26 protein-coding genes are annotated in these 26,329 nt (G+C 50.4%); 15 read left to right on the forward strand and 11 right to left on the reverse strand.

Features of this window, described 5'->3' with window-relative positions; all coding sequences use genetic code 11:
* Positions 1-24 precede the first annotated feature (24 nt).
* Positions 25-705 (reverse strand): NfeD family protein, encoded by a 681-nt coding sequence (locus LLG46_11230; GenBank protein MCE5323871.1) that lies wholly within the window; start codon positions 703-705, stop codon positions 25-27.
* Positions 706-909: 204 nt separating this feature from the next.
* On the opposite strand from LLG46_11230, the gene LLG46_11235 reads away from it, so the two are divergent.
* Positions 910-1,839: a hypothetical protein gene (locus tag LLG46_11235; protein ID MCE5323872.1), complete on the forward strand. Its 930-nt coding sequence runs from the start codon at positions 910-912 to the stop codon at positions 1,837-1,839.
* Between the two features lie 77 nt (positions 1,840-1,916).
* Here the strand turns inward: LLG46_11235 and LLG46_11240 are convergent, their stop codons facing one another.
* Complete coding sequence (locus LLG46_11240; GenBank protein ID MCE5323873.1) at positions 1,917-2,903, reverse strand: dihydroorotate dehydrogenase-like protein; 987 nt, start codon at positions 2,901-2,903, stop codon at positions 1,917-1,919.
* 74 nt (positions 2,904-2,977) lie between these two features.
* Positions 2,978-4,027, reverse strand: coding sequence for a ribosome small subunit-dependent GTPase A (rsgA, locus tag LLG46_11245; GenBank protein MCE5323874.1), 1,050 nt, complete (start codon positions 4,025-4,027; stop codon positions 2,978-2,980).
* A gap of 345 nt (positions 4,028-4,372) precedes the next feature.
* On the opposite strand from rsgA, the gene LLG46_11250 reads away from it, so the two are divergent.
* Positions 4,373-5,161, forward strand: coding sequence for a nucleotidyltransferase domain-containing protein (locus LLG46_11250; GenBank protein MCE5323875.1), 789 nt, complete (start codon positions 4,373-4,375; stop codon positions 5,159-5,161).
* A 67-nt stretch (positions 5,162-5,228) separates the two neighbouring features.
* On the opposite strand, the gene nifJ is transcribed toward LLG46_11250, so the two are convergent.
* The 5 genes from nifJ to LLG46_11275 form a co-directional block, all read right to left on the reverse strand.
* Positions 5,229-8,816: a pyruvate:ferredoxin (flavodoxin) oxidoreductase gene (nifJ, locus tag LLG46_11255; protein MCE5323876.1), complete on the reverse strand. Its 3,588-nt coding sequence runs from the start codon at positions 8,814-8,816 to the stop codon at positions 5,229-5,231.
* An 86-nt stretch (positions 8,817-8,902) separates the two neighbouring features.
* A complete protein-coding gene (gene recR, locus LLG46_11260) occupies positions 8,903-9,499 on the reverse strand; it encodes a recombination mediator RecR (protein MCE5323877.1) in 597 nt (198 codons plus the stop codon).
* Positions 9,500-9,841: 342 nt separating this feature from the next.
* Positions 9,842-10,417, reverse strand: a complete 576-nt coding sequence (locus tag LLG46_11265; GenBank protein MCE5323878.1) for an ankyrin repeat domain-containing protein — start codon at positions 10,415-10,417, stop codon at positions 9,842-9,844.
* 163 nt (positions 10,418-10,580) lie between these two features.
* A complete protein-coding gene (locus tag LLG46_11270; GenBank protein ID MCE5323879.1) occupies positions 10,581-11,129 on the reverse strand; it encodes a GNAT family N-acetyltransferase in 549 nt (182 codons plus the stop codon).
* 3 nt (positions 11,130-11,132) lie between these two features.
* Complete coding sequence (locus tag LLG46_11275; protein ID MCE5323880.1) at positions 11,133-11,852, reverse strand: DUF2161 family putative PD-(D/E)XK-type phosphodiesterase; 720 nt, start codon at positions 11,850-11,852, stop codon at positions 11,133-11,135.
* Between the two features lie 125 nt (positions 11,853-11,977).
* Here LLG46_11275 and LLG46_11280 point away from each other — a divergent pair, with 125 nt between their 5' ends.
* Positions 11,978-12,958, forward strand: coding sequence for an ankyrin repeat domain-containing protein (locus LLG46_11280; GenBank protein MCE5323881.1), 981 nt, complete (start codon positions 11,978-11,980; stop codon positions 12,956-12,958).
* Positions 12,959-13,129: 171 nt separating this feature from the next.
* Here the strand turns inward: LLG46_11280 and LLG46_11285 are convergent, their stop codons facing one another.
* The 3 genes from LLG46_11285 to LLG46_11295 all read right to left on the reverse strand — a co-directional run bounded on the left by LLG46_11285 (position 13,130) and on the right by LLG46_11295 (position 14,938).
* On the reverse strand, positions 13,130-13,426 hold the full coding sequence (locus LLG46_11285; protein MCE5323882.1) for a nucleotidyltransferase domain-containing protein: 297 nt from the start codon (positions 13,424-13,426) through the stop codon (positions 13,130-13,132).
* A 66-nt stretch (positions 13,427-13,492) separates the two neighbouring features.
* Positions 13,493-14,377 (reverse strand): M48 family metallopeptidase, encoded by an 885-nt coding sequence (locus LLG46_11290; GenBank protein MCE5323883.1) that lies wholly within the window; start codon positions 14,375-14,377, stop codon positions 13,493-13,495.
* 3 nt (positions 14,378-14,380) lie between these two features.
* Entirely contained in the window at positions 14,381-14,938 is a 558-nt protein-coding gene (locus tag LLG46_11295; protein MCE5323884.1) for a LemA family protein, read from the reverse strand.
* Between the two features lie 430 nt (positions 14,939-15,368).
* Between LLG46_11295 and LLG46_11300 the strand changes: the two genes are divergently transcribed.
* The 12 genes from LLG46_11300 (at position 15,369) to LLG46_11355 (ending at position 26,318) form a co-directional block, all read left to right on the forward strand.
* Positions 15,369-16,394, forward strand: coding sequence for a D-cysteine desulfhydrase family protein (locus LLG46_11300; GenBank protein MCE5323885.1), 1,026 nt, complete (start codon positions 15,369-15,371; stop codon positions 16,392-16,394).
* A gap of 42 nt (positions 16,395-16,436) precedes the next feature.
* Positions 16,437-17,387, forward strand: a complete 951-nt coding sequence (locus LLG46_11305; protein ID MCE5323886.1) for a bifunctional methionine sulfoxide reductase B/A protein — start codon at positions 16,437-16,439, stop codon at positions 17,385-17,387.
* Positions 17,388-17,459: 72 nt separating this feature from the next.
* Positions 17,460-17,798 (forward strand): (2Fe-2S) ferredoxin domain-containing protein, encoded by a 339-nt coding sequence (locus tag LLG46_11310; GenBank protein MCE5323887.1) that lies wholly within the window; start codon positions 17,460-17,462, stop codon positions 17,796-17,798.
* A gap of 67 nt (positions 17,799-17,865) precedes the next feature.
* Complete coding sequence (locus tag LLG46_11315) at positions 17,866-19,650, forward strand: NADH-quinone oxidoreductase subunit NuoF (protein ID MCE5323888.1); 1,785 nt, start codon at positions 17,866-17,868, stop codon at positions 19,648-19,650.
* A 13-nt stretch (positions 19,651-19,663) separates the two neighbouring features.
* Positions 19,664-20,407, forward strand: a complete 744-nt coding sequence (locus LLG46_11320; protein MCE5323889.1) for a DUF5677 domain-containing protein — start codon at positions 19,664-19,666, stop codon at positions 20,405-20,407.
* A gap of 137 nt (positions 20,408-20,544) precedes the next feature.
* Positions 20,545-21,378: a metallophosphoesterase gene (locus tag LLG46_11325; protein MCE5323890.1), complete on the forward strand. Its 834-nt coding sequence runs from the start codon at positions 20,545-20,547 to the stop codon at positions 21,376-21,378.
* A gap of 28 nt (positions 21,379-21,406) precedes the next feature.
* On the forward strand, positions 21,407-22,276 hold the full coding sequence (locus tag LLG46_11330) for an MBL fold metallo-hydrolase (protein MCE5323891.1): 870 nt from the start codon (positions 21,407-21,409) through the stop codon (positions 22,274-22,276).
* Positions 22,277-22,391: 115 nt separating this feature from the next.
* A complete protein-coding gene (locus tag LLG46_11335) occupies positions 22,392-24,200 on the forward strand; it encodes a [FeFe] hydrogenase, group A (protein ID MCE5323892.1) in 1,809 nt (602 codons plus the stop codon).
* Positions 24,201-24,600: 400 nt separating this feature from the next.
* The gene (gene nuoE / locus LLG46_11340; GenBank protein MCE5323893.1) at positions 24,601-25,086 is read left to right on the forward strand and encodes an NADH-quinone oxidoreductase subunit NuoE; all 486 of its coding nucleotides are present in this window, start codon (positions 24,601-24,603) and stop codon (positions 25,084-25,086) included.
* A gap of 18 nt (positions 25,087-25,104) precedes the next feature.
* Positions 25,105-25,335, forward strand: coding sequence for a DUF433 domain-containing protein (locus LLG46_11345; protein MCE5323894.1), 231 nt, complete (start codon positions 25,105-25,107; stop codon positions 25,333-25,335).
* A gap of 3 nt (positions 25,336-25,338) precedes the next feature.
* A complete protein-coding gene (locus tag LLG46_11350) occupies positions 25,339-25,701 on the forward strand; it encodes a DUF5615 family PIN-like protein (GenBank protein MCE5323895.1) in 363 nt (120 codons plus the stop codon).
* A gap of 65 nt (positions 25,702-25,766) precedes the next feature.
* Positions 25,767-26,318: a DNA protection protein DPS gene (locus LLG46_11355; protein ID MCE5323896.1), complete on the forward strand. Its 552-nt coding sequence runs from the start codon at positions 25,767-25,769 to the stop codon at positions 26,316-26,318.
* The last annotated feature ends 11 nt before the right edge of the window (positions 26,319-26,329 follow it).

Genomic DNA, 26,329 nt, shown 5'->3' on the forward strand with positions numbered 1-26,329 from the left:
GTGATTCGCGCTCACACAGTTTAGTCACACAGGTCTTACGACAAATGTGTTCGCTTTAATATTCACTATGCAGACCCTGGTTCCTTTAACTATTTCTTCTCCGTCACTGGAAGTGGCCGGCGCATTATATCGCGTGCCCTTGATGTTATAGGCAATCTCACCGACATGCCCATTTGGTATCGTGGTTATGACCTCTGCCTCACAGCCCAGGATATCGGACATCGTGGCTTCACTACTGGCCTGCGCCTTTATAAACAGGTTTACATATAGCAAAAACTGAACAGCCGCAAGCAGCACGCCCATTGGTGTGGCAAATGCCAGGCTCAACACAGGCTCCATCCTGAGCACCCATATCGCAAATAGACCGGATAGACCGAACGACGCGATGAAAGTCATCATCGTAAGCGTATTGAAAACACTCGCGCCTGTGGCATCGCCCGCGTGCGTATGTGCAGTCACTATATCGCCATGGTCGCCTATGTCCCCTGCATGCCCCAGATCGACTTCATGACCCAGGTCCACGTCATGACCAATATCTACATCATGACCCAGATCCACTTCATGACCCATATCGACATCATGCCCGGCACCGCCGACATCGCCATGACCGATAAGCTCGCCAAGAATGGCGGTCACCAGAGCAAGTGTAAACCCAAAGACCAGACACCCAAGATATACCAGCGCAATAGGAGTCCACACGATCATCCGTCTCTCACCACCTTACCTACATATATTAAGGTTCGCAATTCGCACGCAAGTTCCTTGCTAAAACAAAAAAATATCATATTGCAAGCTCGCAATCATACCTGTTTTGGCCCAACCCCGCAATTATCACAGCATTCGGGGCACGATACTTGCCGCATTATAACTGGAGCAATCAACGGGCATTTTGAAGGGAGCAGACAAACTATGTTTAATAAAGTAACTATAACTTTAACTCTCATAGCTTTGATGAGCCTCGGCACATGCGCATTTGCATATGATTTCTGGGGCATCAACATCGGCAAAGGATCACATAATGGTTATACAGGCACCACGTTCGATGGCGTAGCCACTTCGGGCGCGCAGTATGTAGTCGGCGGATGGAAATATACTTGTGTTGATGGTACATGGTCAAATGCATCAGAAGCTCCTTCGCCGGGCGAGGGATATCTGGCAAGCCGGAAGTCGGACGCTCAGGCTATATTCTTTAAGCCCGGAGTCAGCACGGCGGATTTTGTAATTATAGCCACTTCATCGCAGAACGGCCAGGGTGCACCCGAACTGGGTTATGACAAGCGGTTGTTCGGACCCGGCGACCTCAAGATCGACATCGGCAGCATGACAATAGGTGTCGGTTTGAGATTGGATGATCTGCTTTGGGCACAGAATCCTTCATCAAGACAGGCACATTACCAGATATATGGCGTGGACAATAAAGTGTTGGACATGCACTCCAGAGATGCCGGAACTTGCGGCGATGTTGAACTCAACCCAACATGGGGAAGAGTCGGCAGTCAGAGCCTGTCCGCAGGCAACATCAGAAATTCTGCATTCTTTGTAAGTGGAAGCGGGACATCCATAGGCAGTGCGGATGTCGACTTTGAATATACCGGCGTGACATACAATGGCGCTAAAGTCTTTGCATATACAGTAAGCGTTCCATGGGAATTGCTCGGCCAGAGCGCAAGCAATTATTCGTTCACTGCATCCTGGAGACCTGACTGCGGTAATGACGTTCTCGGGACTGATTTCAGTGGTTCAGCAATCGGCACACCTCCGTCCGTCCCGGAGCCCGGAAGCATTGTCGCGCTGGCAAGCGGTTTGATCGCACTAATCGGTTCTAAAATGCGCAGATAGACCGATTTCAATCCAGACGCAAAATATCCCTCCAGACATATAGTTTGGGGGGATATTTTGCGTACCATTCTGACCACCTATCTGTCGCCAAGGAGCAGTTGAATATACTGAGCGCGTTCAAACGCATATGGGTCACTCACATTCTTGTGACTGAGCTTTCCTCTGAAGTCCTCTATGCCGCCGTAGCCGTGCGCATCCATCCAGTTTGACAATTCGGAGTTCATTATGGCAATGTGGCTCAGACCGTTTTCATACAGAGTGGAGACGCACTGCACAGCTTTTGCGCCGGCCAGCAGATGTCGAGCAATATCCATTGCTGTTTTGACGCCCGTGCTTGCGGCAAGGTCAGTATTCAAACCATCCGAGAGTATTCCTATCCATCGTAAAGGCAGACGGGTATCCTCCGACCTGCTGAAGTCGAGGCTGATAACTATACGCTCATGCTCGGGGTCGATAAACGGCTGATAGAACCGATTGAACAACACAAGTGCATCTGCGCCGGCATCAACTACTTTATAAGCAAAGTTTGCGAGAGCTGTGTAGAATGGGCTAAGCTTGACCGCCACCGGCACCGACACTTCACTTATTACGGAATTCACGATATCCAGAGCCTGGTTCTCCACATCCGCCGCATTCTTGTTTGGGTCTGTCTCAATGGCATATAGATTGAGTTCGAGAGCATTGCATCCGGCTTGTTCAAGAAGTTTTGCGTATTGGACCCAGTCGCCTTCTGATATCGCATTAATGCTGCCGATCAGGGGCATATCGACCAGCTTGCGCGCTTTTTCGACCCACATTATGTGTTCGCGCGGGCCGGCATGCTCCATATGAGGAAAATATGATAGAGCTTCGGCAAACTCCTCGCCATGCGCCGTAAGGTCCTCCTCAAGCTCTTCACGTTCAAGCTCGATCTGCTCCTGAAAGAGCGAGTGAATGACCAGTGCACCCGCTCCTGCATCCTGCGCTCTCTTAATATTGTCAACCTTGTGTGACCAGGTCGATGCGCCAACTATAACCGGACTGGTCAATTCGATCCCCATGTATGTGGTGCTTATATCAGCCATATAATACCCTCCGAGAATATTATCGTGTGGATATTACCCGTGTGCGCACGAAAAGAAACTGTGGAGCTAGTAGCTTATCTACCCAGCTTCCTCACCTGTTTGTGAATTTTCTTCCAGCGCTCCCGTTCGGTCTGTGCGGCCCCGACATCCTGTTTTCTCTCAAGGTAACGAAGCTCGCCGAGCATCTTTCGATAGTTCTCGAACCTGCGCGCATCCAGTGTACCTTCATTCAATGCTGCCAGAACTGCACATCCCGGTTCATTGATATGTTTGCAGTCCCTGAATCTGCAATTCTCACCCAGCTTCTCTATATCGCTGAACGCCTCTGCCAGGCCATCATCAGCATTCCATAGCTGAAGTTCACGCATGCCTGGTGTGTCTATCACCATCCCGCCGGTCGGCAGCACAAACATCTGCCTATGTGTCGTGGTATGACGTCCGCGGCTGTCGTCATCGCGCACATCCTGCACCCTCTGAACGTTGTTTCCAAGCAGATAGTTGACTACAGTGGACTTACCGACACCTGATGAGCCGAGGAGCGCAACAGTCCGACCTGCTGTTATGTAATCCGCCAGGCCTTCCATACCGATACCCAGCACACTGCTGGTCGCATGCACAGGCACACCCGGCGCGGATGCACTGACCTCACAAATTTTGGATTCCACGTCATCACACAGATCGCACTTTGTGAGCAGAACGACTGGCACTGCTCCACTCTCCCAGGCAAGCGTGAGATACCGCTCAATTCGGGCAGTTCTGAAATTATGATCGAGACCTGTCACGACAAACACAGTGTCTATATTTGCCGCCACGGGCTGTTCCCTTACTCTCGACCCTGCTTCCTTGCGCGAGAATTTACTCTTGCGGGGAAGCAAGTCGTGAATAATTGCCTTAGGTGGCTGCTCATGCAAAATTTGCGCAGCCACCCAGTCGCCGACCACAGGCTTTTCGGTCTCATAGAGCATTTTGCCGGTTGGTATGGCCGGCATTTCACCATACTCGCTGATAACCGAATACAGCCCTCTCTGCTCAAGGCTGATACGGCATGGCGAGAGACTGTCATCGTTTAATTGGTTGAAGTGATATGCAAAGTCGGAATCATATCCGATATCTTCGAGTTTCAATTCGGGTTCCTCCAAAACCAGACGTAATTATATGGTTCGCACGCGAGAGAAACCCACATGTGGTGCGGCAAGTGAAGTTAGTATAGAAAGTGAGGCACTAAGTTAGAGGATTTCCTCGCGGATAAACAATATGGTTCTGATAAACACAGCGGTCATAAGGTCCTCCTTTAGTTTGAGAGTATAGCTGAATCTGCTCAGTTCTTTATATCCATGTCCAATATAGGTTGTCGGCAAAACCATGCTAAACACATGCAAAAAAATTGCACCTTTTTCTGATACATGCAAGGAATGTGAAGCGCGAACGTCATATACCGTATAAACACTGCTATATGTCGGAGGCAAGTTTTGATTCGAGAGCATCACAAGAGAGAGATTGAAAGGCTGGTCGACAAGTTCTCACCGGATGAAAGGTACCGTGCGCTGATTATCGGAGGGTCGGTGGCAAAAGGAATGGCTAAGGACAATTCTGATGTTGACATTCTACTTGTGGCAACCGACGAAGAATTTGAGCAAAGGAAGGAAAAAGACGATATATTTTACCTCGACATGGAATGCGGCTATGATGGCGGCTATATCGATGGCAAAGTAATCAATTTGCAATTCATTAAAGATGCCGCCGACCATGGCAGTGAGCCTGCAAGGTGGGCATTTACGGGTGCTTTCGCTGCATACTCGCATATACCAGGTCTTGATGATCTGATCAAGCAAATCCCTGTATACCAGGAATCAGATCATGCAGAAAAGATCAAAACTTTTTATACGATGGTGTGTGTGATGCCATGGTTTGCGCGTGAAGCGAAGAATCGGAAAGACCCCTACCTTGCGACAAAGTCCGCGACTGATACAGTCTTATTCGCTGCAAGACTCGCGCTTGCGCATAACAAGCTGTTGTATCCATATCATAAGTGGCTGATGACCCAACTGCACAAGGCCGCAGATAAACCAGAGGAGCTTATCAGCTTGATGGATACTGCACTGACTCATCCCAGTCAGGAAAACACAGAAGCAATTCGGAGCAGCATCACTAATTACTATGGTGATCACGGTCTAGACTGGAGTGCGATGACCAGCAGGTTTCTAAAGGAATGCGAGTGGAACTGGCTTGAGCACAGACCTCCGGTCTATGACTGGTAAACCGCAATAAAAAATGGCCCGGCATAACACCGGGCCACCTTGTATTATCGTTGCTTTACTCTATTTATTACTTTCCGCTGCACTCAGCCTCGGGGCTTGTATAAGTAGCCTCAGCAAGCTCTTTGTATGTCTGCCAGCGGTTCTTTACGTCCACTTCGGCCTCGCACATCAGCTTGGCAGCCGCATCCGGGTTGATCTTCTTCAATACCCGATAGCGGTTTTCGCCGTATGCATATTCTTCAAAGGACATACTCGGCTCTTTGCTGTCCAGAGAAACCGGGTTCTCACCCTTGGCGGCCTTCTCAGGATTGTATCTGAACAACGGCCAGTGTCCGCAGGCGATCGCCTTCTTCTGCTCATCGACACCGAACGTGTTGTTGATGCCGTGCGCTATGCAGTGTGAATAGCAGATGATGATCGACGGACCATCATAAGCCTCAGCCTCGACAAGTGTCTTCACCAGATGGTTCGGGTCGGCCAAAGAGACTCGTGCCGCATACACATTGCCGTAGGTCATTGCCATCATGGCCAGGTCTTTCTTGCCCATGGGCTTGCCGCCTGCAGCAAACTTGGCGACTGCGCCTCTGGGTGTAGACTTGGACATCTGGCCGCCGGTGTTGGAGTAGACCTCAGTGTCGAGGACAAGGACGTTCACGTTCTTGCCGCTCGCGAGCACATGGTCCAGCCCGCCGTAACCGATATCATACGCCCAGCCGTCACCGCCGACTATCCACACCGACTTAGCCACAAGATAGTCCGCCACACTGTCAAGCTGCTTGCATGGTGCGCACTTGTCGAGCCAACCGGAGATAGAGTCTTTGAGTTCTTTGACTCTTGCGCGCTGTGCCTCTATGCCTTCCTGAGTCGATTGATCGGCATTCTTGATCGCCTCAGCCAGCTCGGGCTTTACACAGCCGCCCTTAACCTCTGAGTCCAACAATTCAAGCGCATACTCCTTGAACTTGTCGATGGTGAGCCTGTAGCCCATACCGAACTCGGCATTATCCTCGAAGAGGCTGTTGCACCACGCAGGGCCGCGGCCGTCTTTGCGAGAGGTGTATGGAGTGGTGGGCAGGTTCCCGCCATAGATAGATGAGCAGCCCGTAGCATTAGCTATCACCGCACGGTCGCCAAAAAGCTGAGATACCAGCTTGACATATGCAGTCTCGCCGCAGCCCGCGCATGCGCCGGAGAACTCGAAGAGAGCCGGCAGAAGCTGGCTGCCTTTAACGGTCTCTTTCTTGACCAGTGTCGGGTCGGTCTCAGGAAGCGAGAGGAAGAAGTCCCAATTGGCTCTCTCGGACTCTCTCAGAGGCTCCTGCGGGACCATATTAATCGCCTTGTGATCAGGGTTGTCCTTGGACTTAGCCGGGCAGTTCTGTACGCACAGCCCGCAGCCTGTGCAGTCCTCAGGAGCAATCTGGACGGTGACTTTCTTGCCCTTGAGCTGAGCCTTGCCGTCGGCGCTCTTGAATGTCGCCGGAGCCTTGGCCAGTTCACTCTCATCATATGCCTTCATGCGAATTGCGGCATGCGGGCAATAGAGCGAGCAGAACCCGCACTGTATGCACAAATCGGGATCCCACTCGGGAATATCCACAGCGATGTTGCGCTTCTCAAATGCGGTAGTGCCCGTCATGAACTTGCCGTCCACAGGCATCTTGCTCACAGGAAGATCGTCGCCGCGTCCGGCCATAATCTCGGCTGTCACGGTCTTCACGAACTCGGGAGCATTTTCGCTGACAACCGGCGGCATCTTGAATGTGCTGGTTACCTTGTTCGGATACTTGACTTCGGCAAACTCGGTCATACCGGCTTCGACAGCTTTGTAGTTCATCTCAACGACCTTATCGCCGTATTTGCCGTAACTCTTCTTGATTGCATTCTTGATTGCAGTGACTGCCTGCTCTTCGGGCAGAATGCCGGTGAGCTTGAAGAATGCGGCCTGCATTATCATATTTATCCGAGCACCGAGGCCGATCTTATGGCCGATTGAGATCGCATCGATCACATAGAACTTGGCCTTTTTGTCGATGATCTGCTGCTGGACTTCCTGCGGAAGGGTATCCCATACAACATCTGCACCGTGTGGTGTGGTCAGCAGGAATGTACCGCCCTCTTCCAGGTTCTTGAGCATATCGTATTTTTCGATGAAGCTCGGATTGTGACATGCAATGAAGTTTGCACTGTCGATCAGATACGGGCTGCGGATCGGGTTTTTGCCGAATCGCAGGTGAGAAACAGTGACCGAACCGGCTTTCTTCGAGTCATACACAAAGTATCCCTGAGCGTAGTTGTCCGTCTCGTCGCCGATAATCTTGATCGAGTTCTTGTTGGCGCCGACAGTTCCGTCAGAGCCGAGTCCATAGAACATAGCCCTGTAAGTGTTTTCATCGGCAGTGCGGAAGCTCGGATCGTAATCCAGACTTGACTTGGTGACGTCATCATTGATACCGACCACGAAGTGGTTCTTCGGCTTGTCGGCCTTGAGGTTATCGAATACTGCCTTGACCATTGCAGGAGTGAACTCCTTGGAACCCAGGCCGTATCTGCCGCCCACGATCACGGGAGCACTCTTGAACGGAGCCTTACCCTCGGACACTGCCTCTTCAACACCTGTAACCACATCCAGATAGAGCGGCTCACCAAGCGATCCAGGCTCCTTTGTGCGGTCGAGAACAGCTATCTTCTTTACGGATGCAGGAAGCGCTGCAATCAGATGCTCGACGCTGAACGGTCTGTAAAGTCGAACTTTGATGATGCCGACTTTCTCGCCCTTGGCAGTCATATAATCGACTGTCTCATGGGCGGTCTCGGCGCCGGAGCCCATCAGCACGATTACTCTTTCGGCATCCGGAGCACCAACATATTCAAACAGTTTATACTGTCTGCCGACTATCTTCGCGAACTTGTCCATCGTCTCCTGGACAATCTTCGGAGTGGCAAGATAGAACTTGTTTACGGTCTCGCGGCCCTGGAAGTAGACATCCGGGTTCTGAGCAGTGCCGCCCATGCTCGGGTGATCCGGAGAGAGTCCGCGCATCCTGTGCGCTAGCACCAGATCATCGTCGATCATTGCGTGCATGTCGTCATAGGTCAGCTCTTCGATCTTCTGAACTTCATGGCTGGTGCGGAAACCGTCGAAAAAGTGCAGGAAAGGAATGCGGCTGGCAAGAGTCGCCTGCTGAGCGATCAGGGCAAAGTCCATGGCTTCCTGAACGCTGTTGGAGCAAAACATCGCAAAACCGGTCTGGCGGCAGGCCATAACGTCGCTGTGGTCGCCGAAGATGGATAGAGCTGCACATGCAAGGCTTCTGGCTGTGACATGGAAGACCGTTGAGGTAAGCTCACCGGCGATCTTATACATGTTAGGGATCATAAGGAGCAGACCCTGCGAAGCAGTGAATGTGGTCGTCAGAGCGCCGGTAGCCAGCGCGCCGTGCACGGCTCCCGATGCCCCACCCTCACTCTGCATTTCGGTGACTGACGGGATGGTCCCCCAAATATTCTTTTCGCCGCGGGCTGTCTTTTCATCGGAGACTTCGCCCATCGGTGAACTCGGCGTGATCGGATATATTGCAATTACTTCATTAGTTGCGTGTGCTACGTGGGCAGCCGCCGAATTGCCGTCGTAGCCCTTCATCTTACGTGCCATTTTATCTCCTTGATCTGGTTTGATAGTTTGACAGTGTGATAGTCCGATAATTGGTTACCACCAAACCATCTAACCATCATACTAAACTATATTTCTCTTCGCCATTGAAGGGCCTGGATCAACGTCGCCTGATCGGCATAGTCCATATCTCCTCCAACCGGCATTCCGTGGGCAATCCTGGTCACTTTCACGCCCAGCGGTTTAACAAGTTGCGCTATATACATGGCGGTTGCGTCGCCTTCAATCGTAGGATTTGTGGCGAGCACAATTTCCTTGATCTCGCCACTATTTATTCGCTCAAGAAGCTCCCGCACCCTGAGCATATCAGCAGACACACCGTCCATGGGCGATATCACGCCACCCAGAACATGGTATAGTCCTCGAAACTCGTTGGTCTTTTCCATCGCGACGACATCGCGCGGCTCGGCCACGACACAAAGCAGTGATCTGTCACGTTTCGCATCCGAACAGACCTCGCAGCGGTCCTGATCCGTGTAGTTATAGCATATGGGGCAGAGTTTGATGTGGGCTTTCACGTCCATCACGGCGTCGGCAAGCATCTGCGCCTCGTCTTCGGATATTCTGAGGACATGAAACGCCAGCCTCTGCGCGGATTTTGGTCCGATCCCAGGGAGCTTTTCAAACTCGCCCACCAGTTTTGCAAGCGGTTTTGCGTAATGCATATGTACACACAAATAATTGACGAGCAGACCGGCCCGCCATTGATAACCGATACATTATAGCAAATGCGCGGGGAGAATCAAAGTGTTTTGTTGTGTGATTGGTGCTAGGGTTGCGGATTGGCGTGGGTGGAGATTTTTCGGCCTGCTTATTCTCCTAAGGGAAATTGTCGGGGATTTGAATCTCCGACGCAGGTATGTGGGGCTTGAGTCCCTAATCACTGTTTGACTGCAGCTTGCTGGGATTCGTTGACCTAACGCCGTGCAGGCTGTGGGAATTAATTCTTCGTTAATGTCCTGAGATATCCCATTACCGTCATTCCCGCAGCATACTCAAACTATCTGCTATCTCGCTCCGTATTTACGAAGCAATTTGGCAATCTCATTGTTGCCCTCCGACTCAGCAGCACGTAGAGGCGTCCACCCATTCGCATCATTTACATTGACATTCGCTCCACCATCAAGTAGCGCAGTTGCTGCTTTAATATAGTTCTCAGTTGCAGCGTGATGCAGCGGTGTACAGCCGTTATCAGTCTTGGCGTTGACATTAGCGCCGTGTTCAATGAGCAATCTCACCATCTCCGGACGCTCCTCCACTCCTATAGCCTTATGCAATGGGGTGAAACCACGGTTGCTTCGAACATCAACATCCGCGCCATGCTCAATAAGTACCTTGGCAATCTCCTGATGACCCGCGTCCGCTGCCCAATGCAAAGGAGTCATGCCAAACACGTCTCTAGGATCAACTTCGGCGCCATGCTCAAGAAGCATTCTTGCCATTGCCAATTGGTTCGTTGCAGGAGTCAGGTGCAAAGGAGTAACGCCTTGATCATTTCTCGGATTCACATCCGCACCGCTCTTGATTAGGCGATCGAATTCATCTATATTCCCCTGTGCAACCGCATAGTGCATCTCTGCCATTGTTGTCTATTCTCCAATCCCTAATTTTTGGTGTTTTTTGTTGTTGCCTTGTTGTTCTGGGGCACCCTGTCCTAAAACCGCCATACACACCGGAATCTACAATCTCACCCGCATTCTATCCATAACCAGCCTGCCTGTCAATATCAGTTACAAAACACTGAAACTAAGCTGGATTTGCTGCATCCCATTCCGACCGTAAGATCGAATATATAAGTTGGTCATACCGTTTTCCTTCAATCCAATAATGCTCTCTTTGCCTGCCATCCATTGCAAAGCCACACTTCTCAAGGAGACTTACTGAAGGAATATTGCTGGAAGATGTTGTTGCATATAACTTGTTGAGATTGTATTTCCTGTCGCCAAACGATAATCCAACAAACTGCTGCAGCATTATGCTGCCCAACCCTTTATTTCGATTTTGCTCCGGTAAGTAATATCCAAACTCTGCACTATGGTTTCTCGGATTGTAATCGAACGATCTTATCTTCCCTAAAGGCTCTTTATCATCATTTGCCGCCACCAACACATAGCATGATCCATCGGGACTGCAAATCATGCGTCTCATCTTATCAACATATTCTTTTTCCGATATATGAGTTTGACATGGGCGGCAAGTATAGTGGTCCTGTTGTTTTTCAGTCGCAGTCCATGTGTACAATCTGGAAAAATATTCTTCACTCAGAGGAATAAGTCGGTAATTGTCAGGATTCATGAGTCAGTCCGTTCTACTCTCTGCGAGCATATCATAATATCTTTTCGCGAGTTCAGAATATTGCTTTATTTCTGACCGTCCCCTCGCAGACAAGTCATAAAGACCATAACCGACACGTTCAAACCACAAATAAAAGTTGCTGTGGAGTATTGAGAGAGTCTTCTCGCCGGTGCCGAGCTGTCTGAGCACTTTCGGCTGTGTGGGACCAAGTTTTGCAAGATAGCATGCGATCTGAATAACGTTTTCACGGTATGCCGTCATAATCTTTGTGCGGCAGCTTCCTCCGGTATTGAAATCCCCTGATCGGTTCTCCACCTCCCTGATTATGGCTCGCCTGGAAGAGTGCTTCTTGTGTCTTTCATATGGAATCGGATGCATAATGACCTCAACAGGTGCTCTCTTGTGCCCGGGGGATATGAAGATAAGCCCAAGCTCCAGGCGTTTGAGCAGAAGCTGTAGCGGCCTGTTTGAACACAGCCATTTGCGCTTGTCATGTGGCCGCGGGACTGCCACATAGACCGAATCACAACTCTGCTGCCGTTTGACCGCTTGAGACAACAGCACAACATTGAGACACTTTTTCAGCTCGACGATGATCAGGTCATCGCCCTTGAGCGCGACGACATCGCAGTTATTGACTTCGCTGCGCACAGTGTAGCCATGGCTGACCAGATAGTCGTATAGAGGATTGTAGAGGTCTGTCTCTAAATTTTTTTTAACCACAGTTGTAATATTTTATAGCGTTTGAGCGTCATGGTCAATGAATGATGTCTGTAACAATAAAGGATAATCTTGGCATCAGTCGAAACTAATATCATCAACCAATTTTCTTCACTGGAGGCAAAACTATGCGTACGTTTGTATCACATCTTACGTTAAAAGCAGTAATCGGCATCTTGCTTTTAACCTCGGTGCCTGTTTTGTGCGACACGACATGTTCGGCTACTTGCTGTCCCACTACTTCCTCAATCAACCCTGAACGCGCAAAATATCGAGCCACCCATCTGCCGTGGGCAGTCATTGATTGCCCAGAGCAGGTCCCGGAATTGATCAAAAACGGCGCTGATGTAAACGCCACGGATGAAGATGGTCGAACAGCACTCCATTTTGCAGTGTTTAATAACAATTACGGCATTGCAAAAACGCTTCTCGAAAACGGCGCCGAAGTTAACGTCAAAGAGCATTCAAGTGAAGGCGGTTTTTGTGGTTGGGGATGGTATCCTCTGCACCTGGCATTGAGAAACGAAAACAAGGATATGATAAGGCTGTTGGTCGACCATGGGGCGGATGTGAATGCCGTGCGCTCGGATGGATGGCCCCCACTAGATACTGCTGCCTATCATGGTCAGCCTGATATGATCGAGCTTTTGATTTCAAAGGGAGCGGACGTAAAATACAAAGACTACGAAGCCCTGCGCTTCGCAATCGATTTGAAGAAGATTGATGGCGCACTTGTGATGATTAAGCATGGCGCAGACGTAAACAAAATCAATAACTTCGGCCGCACCGCGTTGCATGTAGCCGCAAGCCTTGGAGACACCCCTGCAGTAAAGGAATTGATAAAATACAAGGCAAAGATCGATATTGCTGATAATAAAGGCAGGACTCCACTCTATACGGCAACATACTACGGATTTCTGGATATCGCAAAGCTGCTCATAGCGAATGGGGCTAATGTGAATGTGCATGCTGAAGGCAATACGTCTCTCCTTCAGATATTAAAAGAGGGCAAGCATGATTATATGACTTCGCCTCAAGATCAGAATAACAAGATTAAGCGTGACTGGTACGGCATTAAGCGAGTCCTGCTCCGCCACGGCGCAAAATAATAAATTTGATCGTTTGATCTTGATCGTCGGGGGAATCTTTCCCCCGACGGGTATATTGTGGGTTTCTAACCCACTTATTATGAAGTCCCTGGACCATCCAGTGCAGCCGAAGCAGTTTAGTTCCACAAATTGAAATCAGCGCCGATGGATGCGGGATCAGAAAACCCCTTTTCAGCAAAACTGCGGTATAGGCGATGCGCTAATGGCGGTATAAGACTGGCAAGAGCAGCGGCCGCCGCCGGCATCGTGTTCAGCGCACCATAACGCGGGCAATGTTCCCTTTACCCAGTTTGCGCACATTTTGCGTTTCTCATCCGAGTTGCAAATCAGGCATATATCGATACCGCTCCACTCGTTCATTCCGCCTCTGGCAGCGCTGCCATACACGTAAAACGACATAAGCGCGTCACCGAGTCGTGCTTGAGCATCAGCAGTGATTTCGCCTAATAATTTCTTCACATCTTCCATAACTACAACTTCCCGTCCTGAACCAGGCCTCTCCCAACACCCGACACCTATCACCTGACACCCACTTTACATCTCCCTGAGGCGCGCAATCCTGTCCTCAATCGGCGGATGGGTGTCGAAACTGAGGAAACTTCCGATTCCCTTCAGGGGATTAGCGATGAATAGATGAGCTGTGGCTTTATTAGCAGTCCCCAGCACGTGTGGGTCACTTGCTATCTTTTCGAGGGCGCTTGCCAGACCATCGGGATAGCGAGTGAGCATAGCACCGCTCGCGTCCGCCAGATACTCTCTGCGCCGTGAAATCATCGCCTGCACAAGTGCAGCCGCTATCGGAGCCAGAATAGCCAGAAGAATGCCGACAGCATAAAATATGAGCTGAGCCTGGCCGCCCTCGTCATCACGGCTTCTGCGGCCACCAAAACCCAGGCGGCCCGTCCACCAGAACCAGTGCGCCAGCATCGCAACCGCTCCCACCAGCACAGAGACCAACGCCATAAACCGTATATCAAAGTTCTTGATATGCGACATTTCATGTGCCAGCACACCTTCCAGTTCGACGCGGTTCATAATGCTCAGCAACCCTGTGGTGACGCATATGACGCCATGCTCGGGGTCCCTGCCCGTGGCGAACGCATTTGGAGCCGGATCATCCATAACATAGGTCTTTGGAACAGGGATTCCCGCCGCCAGTGCAAGCCCCTCGACAGCATTCACATAGTGAGGAAACTCTTCCTTTGTGGCCTCCCTTGCACGTGTTGAGGCGAGCACAATCTTGTCCGAGTAATAGTAGCTGCCTATGCTGGTGGCGAACGCAAACCCTACGGCTATGACGAGCGCCATCGGGCTGCCATAGGCAAGATAAAACCCATAGCCTATCACCCCGATCAATAGAATGAACGCGATAATCAGAATACGCGAGCGCCAGATATTGGCACTTATCTGTTCATACATAACTTACGAAAAATCCACCTTCACATTTTCCCTTGCCGCATCGTCCATCGGGAAATACTCATGCTCGCTGAACCCAAAGTTCGACGCGATCATATTGGACGGAAAACTCTGTATAAGAGTGTTATATGTCATCACTTGGTCATTGTAAAACTGCCGCGCATATGCGATCTTGCTCTCTGTGCCCGAGAGTTCCTCCTGCAGCATCATAAAGTTCTGGTTGGCCTTCAGCCCTGGATACGCTTCTGCGACCGCAAACAGGCTCTTCAGAGCGCCGGTGATCTGGTTTTCAGCCTCACCCTGCTGCTTGGGTGATGACGCATTGATGCCCGCATTGCGCGCCTCGGTCACTTTCTCAAAGACCTCGCTCTCATGCTTTGCGTAGCCTTTGACCGTCTCGACCAGGTTCGGGATGAGGTCATATCTGCGCTTGAGTTGGACGTCTATCTGAGACCATGCGTTCTGAATGCGATTGCGCAGCCCCACCAGTTGGTTATATTTGACAATTACCCACAACAGCGCCAGGACAGCTATCCCCAGCACCACCATAAACGAAATCGTCATACTCATTCATCCACCGCCTTTGACGTTATAGTTCGCCTGCTGGTTCATATATTCTACGCACAAATACTATTTCCTTTGTTCCCAACAATTGCAAGAGAGTCTAAAAGTTGGAAAGCTGGAAATGAGATATTTGAACCGCTGAGACGCTGAATGAATCGAGGCGCTGAAAATAGGATATTGCATTAGAACATTTATACAAAAACACCTGCATTATTGAGTATGGTTCAAAGCAAATTCTTCGCATACGCTCAGAATGACTGGTTATATAAACGTCTTCCGGGTTTATGGATGGTTATCGCAATCTGAAATTGCGGAAATTTTGTTTCGGTCGCGATCGGATATCGCGTCCGAACGTTGGATTTAATGACAGTGGGTTTACAATAATCAATATAAAATACTCATTACTAAATTGAAGGGGTATACTATTGCTATGAAACTCGACACAATACCCAGAATATCTCTCACGGCACTGCCGACCCCGCTCGACAATGCACCGCGCCTGGCCAAAAAACTCGGTTTGCGCAAGCTGCTGATCAAGCGTGACGACTGCACCACACTTGCCGGAGGCGGCAACAAAGCCAGAAAACTTGAATACCTGATGGCTGACGCGCTCCAGAAAGAGTGCGATGTCGTGCTCACAGACGGCGGGCCGCAGTCCAATCATGCGCGTATGACCGCAGGAGCCGCGTGCAAAGTCGGCATAGGTGAGTGTATTCTATTTATAGGCGGTCCACGGTTCGACCGATTCTACGGCAATCTCCTGCTGGATGTTGTCTTCGGCGCTCAGATCAGGTTCCTGGAAGATGCCACTGTCAAGCAGATGGAAGACGCTATGGCAAACGAAGCCCGCAGCCTCCGGCTTCGCGGGAAAAAGCCATATGTCATCCCTATGGGCGGCTCGACTCCGCTGGGAGCGCTCGGATACGTACAGGGAATCCGCGAACTGGCCGACCAGCTATCATGCGAGGACAAAGCTCCGCTGATCGTGATGGCAGTAGGATCAGCAGGCACTATGGCCGGTTGTATTCTCGGCGCACGTCTGTTTCTACCTGAGGCCGATGTGCTGGGGATAAGTGTTACAGGCAAGGCGGAAACACTGCGCCAACATGCCGCCCAAGAGGCAAACGGCTCTGCCGATCTGATAGAAGTGAACGAGCATTTCGAGCCTGACGAGCTTAATATAAACGATGAATATTATGGCGAACGCTATGGTGTGCCGTCAGAAGCGGGCAACAAAGCCATCCTCATGGCGGCGCAGACTGAAGGCATCATACTCGACCCGGTATATACCGGAAAGGCTATGTCCGGCCTGATCGGACTTGCTCAGTCCGGGGGTATAGACCCTGATCGGACGGTAGTTTTCATTCATACGGGCGGTTCAGCCGGGCTGATGGCATTCGAGGACCAGTTCAGAAACCTGGCAAAGTTTCAAAGCATAGACACTCATAAGGACTGACCGCAAATATTGGGTATCTCATTTGCATGCAGGAGAGATGCAATGGACCCTTGTGATAAAAACGAACTCATCGATATTTTCGCCTTCGCGACAGGCAAAGTGGAAAAGGTAAGCCGCATCTGCCGCACGGATGAGCAGTGGCGGGAAATGCTCACACCCAAGCAATTTGAGGTAACTCGACTAAAGGGCACAGAGCAGCCCTTTACAGGCTCCTGCTCGATGCCCATGGAGGGTCAGGTCGGTGCCTATCAGTGCATCTGCTGCGGGACGGACCTCTTCAAGAGCGTGCATAAATTCGAGTCCGGCACAGGCTGGCCGAGTTTCTGGGACCCGATATCCGAACTCAATATCACTACGCAGCCTGACGACAGCCTCGGTCGACACAGGACGGAAGTCTTGTGCGCCAGATGCGGCGCTCATCTGGGTCATGTCTTCGACGACGGTCCCCCACCCACGGGCAAACGATACTGTATCAACGCCGTAGCTATCAAACTGGCTGAAACGACTAAAGAACCCGAGTATATGAAGGCTGTTTTTGCGGCGGGATGTTTCTGGGGAGTCGAGGCTGCTTTCAGGCAGATGCTGGGCAAAGGCGTGGTCTCGACAAGGGTAGGATACACCGGCGGCCACACTAAAAACCCGACATATGAGGACGTTTGCTCACATGCTACGGGTCATGCAGAGTCAGTTGAGGTAACGTTCGATCCGGCCATAATCAGCTACAGGCAACTGCTGGATATATTTTGGAGTATTCATGATCCAACCACACCCAACAGGCAGGGTCCCGATATTGGCTCGCAATACAGATCGGCGATATTCTATGTCAGCCCAGAGCAAAAGAGCGAGGCAGAGGACTCAAAATCTCATCTGGAAAAGTCTCGACGGTTCAAACACCCGATAGTGACCGAAGTCGCACCAATAGGCGAATTCTACCCTGCAGAGGATTATCATCAGCACTATCACGAAAAGCATGGCCGTGCATCGTGCAAATAGCCCACGGCAGTGTAGGAATTCGGCTGGCTGCCGGCAAAATATACAACAAGTATGCACGTGAAAGGCATCAATATGAAACCGACTGCAATTCTCACTGAACTCAAAGAGAAGAAACGGCTCAAGAAAAAGGGGCAATACAGGGTCCGGGTGGGTATGGCGACATGCGGAATCTCTGCGGGCGCCGACGCGGTCCATGATGAGTTCATAAATGCCGTCCGGCAGGCCGGTCTGGATAATGTCGATGTGATCCCCACGGGATGCGTCGGCAGGTGCGACCTGGAGCCTATGGCAGAGGTCACTCGCGGTGACGAACCGCCTGTTTTATATATAAGGCTCGATCCCGAAAAGGTCAAAAGGATCGTAGATGAGCATTTGGCTGGGGGAAAGATTGTGACTGAGTACACTGGGTAATTATTTTCAGCCAACCTACCCCATCACCTAACACCCATCACCCGACGCCTGTTTAGAAGGAGCGGATATGAAGCGCACAATTGTGGTATGTTCGGGCACTGCCTGCGTCGATCCCGGTGGAAAACGGATCGAGCCGGAACTCAAGCGCATCATAAAAGAAAAAAATGCGCAGGACCTGGTCGAGGTCGAGGAAGCAGTATCATATGGGCTGTGCAAAAACTGCCCCATAATCGTCGTCGAGCCTGACGGCGTCTACTATGAAAAGATCGACTCTGCCAAGATCGAGAGGATCATAGACGAACATATCATAGGCGGCAAACCTGTTGAGGAGTACAAGACTCATGAATGGGTAGACACGTCACACATTCGCATGCTCGGCAGCGCGGACTTCTTCGGCAAGCAGCTTCGCATCACCCTGCGAAACTGTGGGATCATTGACCCTGAGTCATTCGATGATTATCTGGCTATGCGCGGTTATGAGGCTCTGGCGAATGTACTGGAGAATATGACACCGGATCAGGTGATCGATGAGGTGTTGAGGTCCGGTCTGCGCGGACGCGGTGGAGCGGGTTATCCGACCGGCCTCAAATGGAAGCAGACGACTGAGTTCGCCTCGGACAGACGTTTTGTGATCTGCAACGCGGACGAAGGCGACCCCGGCGCATTCATGGACCGCAGCGCAATTGAAGGTGACCCATTCTGTATACTCGAAGGCATGACCATAGGCGGTTATGCAATCAGGTCGAACCAGGGATTCATATATGTGCGCGCTGAATACCCTCTCGCGATCAAACGTCTCACATACGCCATCGAAGAAGCCAGAAAACGCGGTCTGCTGGGCAAAAACATCTTCGGCACCGACTTCAGTTTCGATATAGAGATCCGGCTGGGCGCAGGCGCATACGTCTGTGGTGAGGAGACCGCTCTTATCGCTTCCATAGAAGGACGCCGAGGCATGCCCAGGCCGAGGCCGCCCTACCCTGCCGAGTGCGGCCTTTGGGGACATCCCACACTCATCAACAATGTAGAGACCTGGGCAAATGTGCCCGCCGTATTCCTCAACGGCGCAGACTGGTTTGCAAACCTTGGAACCGAAAAGAGCAAAGGCACAAAGGTCTTTGCGCTTGCAGGCAAGATCAAAAACACCGGTCTGGTGGAAGTGCCCATGGGCACGACCCTTCGCGAGATCATCTATGACATAGGCGGCGGGATCAAAGACGATAAAAAGTTCAAGGCAGTCCAGACAGGTGGACCCTCCGGCGGATGCATCCCCGAGCAATATCTGGATACGCCGATAGACTATGAGTCCCTGGCAAAAGCCGGCTCGATCATGGGCTCGGGCGGAATGATCGTGATGGATGAGGACACATGCATGGTGGATGTGGCGAAGTTCTTCCTTACATTCACAGAGGATGAGTCATGCGGCAAATGCACACCATGCCGCGAGGGGACCAAACGACTGCTGGAAATCCTCACGCGCATCACCGAGGGCAACGGCGTTCCCGAAGACCTGGAAAAGCTGGAACACCTGAGCAAAGTGGTGAAGAAATCGTCATTATGCGGTCTGGGTCAGAACGCTCCAACCCCGATCCTGTCAACCTTGCAGAATTTTCGCGATGAATATGAAGCGCACATCATTGAGAAGCGCTGTCCGGCGGGTGTCTGTTCGGCCCTGATGAACTATTATGTCGACCCGGATATTTGCGTAGGCTGCACTCTCTGCGCCAAAGTCTGCCCAGTGAAATGCATATCCGGTGAACCTAAAAAGACTCACCATATAGACACAAGCCTCTGCATCAAGTGCGGCGAATGCCTGAGGAGATGTCCGGTGAAGGCTATTTATAGGAAGTAGTGGAGGGTGGAGAGTGGAAAGTGGAGAGCAAGGAAACCATGATATCTTCAAAGCTTATGAGAAAATTGAAGCATTTGCAAAAAAGTGGCGGAAGCCGATGCAAGACTTTTGCAAAGATAATGACCAGAGGCTTGCTGTCTGGTGTCTGTGGTCTCAGTATAATCGAGGATTACAAAGTTTAAAAAACGTAAGTGCAGTAGGAGATGCTTATGCGTGCCACATAATTGATAGATGCTGCCTTGAATGCCAAATAAGTATACTTGCGATAGCCAAAAATCCAGAGCTAGGTAAATGCTACCTCGATTATGACCGAGATGCATGCATAAGGTTTTTTAAAGCGGAAGGAACACTTGATGATGATGAACTCCCTGTAGACCCAGTTCAATATATGAAAGAACATTTTGACTGTGATCTCGAAGGCAAAACAAACACTAGCTGGTGTAATACAAGAACACTATTCGAGAAATCCGGCAAAAAAAACAAATACAGGGTATATCTGACAGATTGTCAAGTGTCTCACGGTACAGTGACAGGTATTCGCATTATGAATGCTGTAGACCTATTACCTGTAAAGGAGCAAAGAGAAATAACAATTACATTTTTTACAGGTCATATCGTAAGCTACATTGCAACAACTCGTAACGTGATAGACTTACTGTTTGGCACTCTTTATACTCCAGAAAAAGAAAGATGTAAGAATGATTTCGCAGGGGTTGCCATTTCAATAAATGAGATAATCAATAACCTAAATGGATAACTTGTTCCTGAGCACGTATAGTGTTGAAAGAAAAGCATTAGGGCGCAATATCTGCTCGCAGCATAACATGGATTGCGCACATATACGCCGCATGATAACATACGAGACAATTATTCAATCGGAAAGGTTCCAATTCAGTGCCGATAGAAAGAGATGACTCCAACGATAATTTCACTTTCGCCGTGTTCAGCGACACTCATATTTTCGACAAAGCGCCCGAGAATACAGATATTGACGTGTATAAACAATATCAAACGTCGCGAATGTATTGGGACACGAACGAAAGATTCATCGCAGCGGCTAAAAGAGTAAATGATCTGAAACCGGATTTCGTGATTATCACCGGTGATATGATCGACCATGTCACCGATCAGAACATAAGGTTGTATAATCAGATGAGCCGAATATTGTCGGCTGAGATATTTCCTGTCATCGGCAATCATGATAATGCGTCGTTGAGCATACGACGGACGTCCGAAATAGAAATTGAGCCGCAGTGGGACTTGGTCGAACCCGATGCAAGAGCGACATTCTGGAGCGGAATATTTCCCGGTGATAAGTTCAACTATTCATTCGACCGAAATGGTTTTCGGTTCATTATAATCAATAACGCGGACAATAAATCGATCCTTGAGCAACTGCCATGGCTGGAGAGCGAGCTGAGGTCAGGTGGAGACAGCAAGACGTTTATATTTAGCCATGTTCCACTGAAAACGTCTGCGACAATGGAGACCATACGCCGAGTATGGGCGGGCAATGAGTCACTCGTTATCGGCACTTCGGATCCTCAGTTCGAGCTGCTGCATACATATCGCGGCAAAATTGCCTGTATATTCAGCGGCCACCTTCATACCTTTTCGGATGACAAAATCGAAGGGCTGCGGCAGGTGGTATGTCCTATGACTGCTCAATCGCCGGATAGCTTTTTGCTCTGCAAATGTAATTCCGACTACACCTGGCAATATAATTAAAATTGGAGAAGAAAAGAGACAGTAAGTAATGGTATTTTCAATTGTACTCATCGCTATGCTGCAAGCAGCACCACAAGTAGACAATCGACCTGTTGGATTCACACTCTGGCAACTGCCGGAGCAGACCCGCTCGCAGATGATGTCTTATGTGATAAAGACACCAAATGGCAAGGTCATTGTCATTGACGGAGGGATGACCGGGGATGCACCATATCTGAGGAAGTTTCTGAAGAATTTGGGCGACAAGGTAGACATATGGTTCCTCACACATCCGCACCTCGACCATGTTAATGCATTCATCGATATACTTAAAAAACCGGACGGACTAAAGATAGGCTGTATATGTGCCTCACTGCCGACTGAAGAATGGATGAAGAAATATGATGCTCAAAATGCCGGGACCCTGGTCAATCTCAACAAAGCACTGAGAGAAACCGGCAGAAGCACAGTCGAATTGTCATGCGGACAGAAGTTTATCTTAGACGGCGTAAACATCCAGGTGCTTGGCATAAAGAACCCCGAGATACTCACCGGCACTGTGAACAATTCGAGCATTGTATTGCGTGTATGGGACTCAACTAAATCCGTATTGTTCCTGGGCGACACAGGTTTTGAAGCAGGAAAGAAGCTGCTCAAAAGCGAGTATGCGTCATGCCTGCATGCCGACTACGTTCAGATGGCTCATCATGGCCAGGACGGCGCTGGTGAGGACGTATATAAAGCAATCAAGCCGTCATATTGCCTTTGGCCGACTCCAATCTGGCTCTGGAATGTTGATAATGGCGGAGGCATTGGTTCGGGTCCATGGAAGACACTGGAGACCAGAAAGTGGATAAAAGAATTAGCTGTCAAAGATAACTATGTTACCGGAGTCGATGGTTTGGTTAAGATAGACTAGGCCGGGTTATGCGGTAAGCGCATAATCCGGGCCTCTGAGAGCATTATTCACGTTCCTCGTGAATAATGCGGACAAGATATCAATATGTGGTTGCTGATCGACCGGAGGAGCGTATATGACAACAACAGCAGCAAAGACGGTAACCCTTACCATAGACAACCAGCAGGTCACAGTTCCCGTCGGCACGACCGTGATGCAGGCTGCTGAGAAGCTGGCAATACGCATCCCGCACCTGTGCTATCACCCAAGGCTGCACCTGGAAGGCTCATGCAGGGTATGTCTGGTCGAGATAGAGGGAATGAACAGGCCACAGGCATCGTGCACATATCCGGTCAGCGAAGGGATGGTCGTCTATACAAACAGCCCGGAGATACGCGATACGCGAAAGACCATAGTCGAGCTGCTCCTTGCAAACCATCCCATGGACTGTCAGACCTGTGAACGCGATGGTAACTGCGAATTGCAATACCTCGCCTACTCAACCGGAGTGCGCGAAAGGCACTATGAGGGCGAGAGGAAACATTATGAGACGGACTTTTCATCGCCGTCAGTCATACGCGATCCCGATAAGTGCATCCTCTGCGGCAGGTGCGTAAGAGTCTGCGCGGAGGTGCAGGGTGTGTCGGCTCTGGGCTATATCAACCGGGGCTTCAAAACAGTGGTCACACCTGCCTATAACGATCCGTTCACCGAGAGCGTGTGCGTCACATGCGGGCAGTGCATAAACGTATGCCCGGTCGCTGCATTTCTTGAAAAGGACTACACCAAGGACGTGGTCAAAGCAATTGAGGACCCCGATCTGCATGTGATCGTGCAGCTTGCGCCGAGTGTGCGCGCATCCATCGGCGAGGGGTTCAATCTGCCTCCGGGGACCCCCATGACCGGAAAAGCAGTGGCAGCACTGCGCAGGCTGGGCTTCGACGAGGTATTCGACACGCAGATGGGCGCGGACATGACGATTATGGAGGAAGCGACCGAGTTCGTCAAACGTGTCAACGAAGGAGGCAAGCTGCCGCTTATCACGAGCTGTTCGTCAGCATGGATGAAATTCGCGGAGCATTTCTATCCCGATCTGCTGGATAATATATCCACTGCAAAGTCGCCTATGAGCATCCTGGGGACCCTCATCAAGACCTATTACGCCGAAAAGACGGGCATACCGGCTGATAAGATATTCAACGTGGGCGCTATGTGCTGCACAGCCAAAAAGTTTGAGGCAGCACGCCCTGAACAGCGTATAGAGGTCGATGGCCAGCTTGTACCGACTGTCGACCGTGTAATCACCACACGCGAACTGGTCTGGCTCATCAAAAACGCCGGACTCGAGTTCTACAATCTGCCGGATGAAGGCTTCGACCCGGTGCTTGGAATTTCTACCGGCGCAGGTGCACTTTTCGGAGCGACAGGTGGCCTGGCAGAAGCAGTCTATCGCACCGCATATTGGATGCTCACCGGTAAAGACGTTGAACAGGTTGTAGTCGAAGAAGTGCGTAGTGTAGCCGAAGGAGTTAAGCGATGGGTCGCCAAAATCGGGGATCACAAGTTCAACTTTGGTGTTGCTCATGGACTCACGAATGCTCATACTCTGCTGCGAATGGTTCAGCGCGGTGAGGGTGATTTCCACTTCATCGAGATCATGGGCTGCCCCGGCGGGTGTATTGGCGGCGGCGGACAGCCATATGCGAGAGCCGGTGAAGGAATTCCCCTGGATGTCGAGAATCTCAAAAAGCGAGCCGAGGCACTACGCGCTATAGATGCAGGCAAAAAACTCAAGCGGTCATATGAAAACCCTGATCTGAAGCTCGTTTACGAACAATATCTCGGCCAACCGATGAGCGAAAAAGCATATAAGCTGCTGCACACTCACTATCAGCCGCGCCTGCCGCATGGAGTATGGAACCCTGATGTTCTCAGGACGGACTAGGCGTAGGGGCTGCGAGCTTGTGGGTTATAGGCTACGAGTTGTGGGCTGCAAACTGTGGGGCGCTGTTCGGGCTGGATGTCTGATCCAGACCGAAAAAGAACTTTGCGATTTGAAATCGCATCATTCCTTCCGGGCGCGATCAGATATCGCACCCGATCAAAGGTATTTACGCGTTATGCGGATTATACTAAGATTCCAGTCCCCGTAGGGGGACTTTGTGCAGTTGTGGCCGCGGTTTTAACCGCCTGGCGACTGAAGTCACGGCAACATCAACACGATGTCGGCCTTCGCCGACTGAAAAAGTGCGTTATTTAAGCTCAGGCCAATTCGCATTAAGCGTGAGTTATAAGAATCTTCTGAAGGGAGGGCGAGGCTCCCGCCGAGCCTTTGCATAACGGATATGCCAAGAACCTGCTGCGAAGATAAATTTGATGAACTGACTGAATATATAAAGTCTGTCTATCACCCGGACCACCCGCAGTCGGCTCTGATCGCGATACTCCATCACGCCCAAGGCATGTACAGCTATCTGAGTAAGGAAGTGATGGAACATATCGCGCAGATGACCGAGGTCCCGGCTGCTGAGATATACGGCGTCGCCACATTCTATAGTTTTTTCAAGCACGTCCCACAGGGCAAGCACCGCATATCGGTGTGCATGGGCACGGCATGCTATATTCGCGGAGGCGCAAAGATCCTCGAAGCTCTTGAAAACATGCTCGACATCAAGCAGGGCGAGACCACTGAAGATATGCTCTTCACACTCGGTCAGACGCGGTGCATAGGCGCATGCGGACTCGCTCCAGTTATGATGATAGATGACAAGGTTTACGGCCGCGTGCAGCCTGAGAAATTGAAGGATATATTGGCGGAATACCGTAAGTAATAAATGGAGGCTGACATTATGAAATGGGAAGATAGAATAATCGTTGACCCCAACGTGCTTGTCGGTAAACCGGTTATAAAAGGCACACGACTTGCAGTTGAGTTTATCGTAGATTTGCTGGCTCAGGGCTGGAGCGAGCAGGAACTGCTTGACAACTACCCTGGGCTTACAAGAGAAGATATTCTTGCCTGCCTTGCATATGTCAGTGATCTCCTGCGCTCCGAAAAAATTTATCCACTTTCAGCATAATACATGGAAATTCTGGCGGATGAAAATCTACCGAGCCTGTTGATAGAAGCACTGAGAAAACGCGGGCATGACGTGCTATGGGTACGCACTGATACGCCCGGTATTAGTGATAAGGAAGTTCTCGCCCGAGCGTTTTTGGAAGAACGACTTCTACTGACAATGGACAAAGACTTTGGCGAGTTAGCATTTCATACAAAATTGCCTGCCACCTGCGGGATCATCCTCATTCGCATAACACCGACTTCGCCTGATCGTCTCTCTCTATTGACAATATCTGCACTTGAAAGCAGGAATGACTGGTCTGGGCATTTCTCTGTAATAGACACGCGCCGCGTCCGAATGACCCCTCTCCCCGGCATAAAGTAATATACCGGGAATCAACAATCAGACAATCGGGTATATCATCTCCAGAAAAATCAGTGAGGTGAATTATGGCACGTGTTGCAAGAGAAGTGATTGAAAAAGCAGGGGTGAACATAGATCAGATACTCGATTTATTGGTTAAAAATGCCGCCGCAGAACTGACAACTTATTACTATTACACTATCCTGAGAGCCAATCTTATCGGGCTGCAGGGTGAAACGGTGAAGGAAATCGCAGAGATCGCCCGCATTGAAGATCGCAATCACTTCGAGGCCATCGTTCCGCGCATATATGAACTCGGCGGATGCTTGCCCGATGACATGAAGGCATTCCATGATGTATCAGCCTGTCCGCCAGCTCATCTTCCTGACGACATGACCGACACAAATGCAATCTTGCACGTTCTGGTCGAGGCCGAGAGATGTGCAGTAAGAGGCTACAGCCATATCTGCGATCTCACAGCCGGCAAGGACCACCGCACATATGACCTGTCCCTCGCGATACTCAACGAAGAGATCGAGCACGAGTCATGGTTTTCGGAGTTTCTGGGCGAAGGACCGTCCGGCCACTTTATGCGCAGGGGTGAGAGTTCGCCATTTGTGAGCAAGTTTTTGAGATAATGTTAGACACA

It is taken from the genome of bacterium (genome assembly GCA_021371935.1).
Classification (GTDB): domain Bacteria; phylum Armatimonadota; class UBA5829; order UBA5829; family UBA5829; genus UBA5829.

What these genes read in the sequence shown, in the direction of transcription:
- LLG46_11280 (MCE5323881.1), top strand. Translation starts at nt 11,978, where the DNA reads ATGCGTACGTTTGTATCACATCTTACGTTAAAAGCAGTAATCGGCATC.
- LLG46_11240 (MCE5323873.1), bottom strand. Translation starts at nt 2,903, where the DNA reads ATGGCTGATATAAGCACCACATACATGGGGATCGAATTGACCAGTCCG.
- LLG46_11270 (MCE5323879.1), bottom strand. Translation starts at nt 11,129, where the DNA reads ATGAATCCTGACAATTACCGACTTATTCCTCTGAGTGAAGAATATTTT.
- LLG46_11295 (MCE5323884.1), bottom strand. Translation starts at nt 14,938, where the DNA reads ATGACGATTTCGTTTATGGTGGTGCTGGGGATAGCTGTCCTGGCGCTG.
- nuoE (MCE5323893.1), top strand. Translation starts at nt 24,601, where the DNA reads ATGCCAAGAACCTGCTGCGAAGATAAATTTGATGAACTGACTGAATAT.
- LLG46_11345 (MCE5323894.1), top strand. Translation starts at nt 25,105, where the DNA reads ATGAAATGGGAAGATAGAATAATCGTTGACCCCAACGTGCTTGTCGGT.
- LLG46_11290 (MCE5323883.1), bottom strand. Translation starts at nt 14,377, where the DNA reads ATGTATGAACAGATAAGTGCCAATATCTGGCGCTCGCGTATTCTGATT.
- LLG46_11265 (MCE5323878.1), bottom strand. Translation starts at nt 10,417, where the DNA reads ATGGCAGAGATGCACTATGCGGTTGCACAGGGGAATATAGATGAATTC.
- LLG46_11355 (MCE5323896.1), top strand. Translation starts at nt 25,767, where the DNA reads ATGGCACGTGTTGCAAGAGAAGTGATTGAAAAAGCAGGGGTGAACATA.
- LLG46_11315 (MCE5323888.1), top strand. Translation starts at nt 17,866, where the DNA reads ATGAAGCGCACAATTGTGGTATGTTCGGGCACTGCCTGCGTCGATCCC.
- LLG46_11310 (MCE5323887.1), top strand. Translation starts at nt 17,460, where the DNA reads ATGAAACCGACTGCAATTCTCACTGAACTCAAAGAGAAGAAACGGCTC.
- LLG46_11235 (MCE5323872.1), top strand. Translation starts at nt 910, where the DNA reads ATGTTTAATAAAGTAACTATAACTTTAACTCTCATAGCTTTGATGAGC.
- LLG46_11300 (MCE5323885.1), top strand. Translation starts at nt 15,369, where the DNA reads ATGAAACTCGACACAATACCCAGAATATCTCTCACGGCACTGCCGACC.
- LLG46_11230 (MCE5323871.1), bottom strand. Translation starts at nt 705, where the DNA reads ATGATCGTGTGGACTCCTATTGCGCTGGTATATCTTGGGTGTCTGGTC.
- LLG46_11335 (MCE5323892.1), top strand. Translation starts at nt 22,392, where the DNA reads ATGACAACAACAGCAGCAAAGACGGTAACCCTTACCATAGACAACCAG.
- LLG46_11305 (MCE5323886.1), top strand. Translation starts at nt 16,437, where the DNA reads ATGGACCCTTGTGATAAAAACGAACTCATCGATATTTTCGCCTTCGCG.
- recR (MCE5323877.1), bottom strand. Translation starts at nt 9,499, where the DNA reads ATGCATTACGCAAAACCGCTTGCAAAACTGGTGGGCGAGTTTGAAAAG.
- LLG46_11330 (MCE5323891.1), top strand. Translation starts at nt 21,407, where the DNA reads ATGGTATTTTCAATTGTACTCATCGCTATGCTGCAAGCAGCACCACAA.
- LLG46_11350 (MCE5323895.1), top strand. Translation starts at nt 25,339, where the DNA reads ATGGAAATTCTGGCGGATGAAAATCTACCGAGCCTGTTGATAGAAGCA.
- nifJ (MCE5323876.1), bottom strand. Translation starts at nt 8,816, where the DNA reads ATGGCACGTAAGATGAAGGGCTACGACGGCAATTCGGCGGCTGCCCAC.
- LLG46_11285 (MCE5323882.1), bottom strand. Translation starts at nt 13,426, where the DNA reads ATGGAAGATGTGAAGAAATTATTAGGCGAAATCACTGCTGATGCTCAA.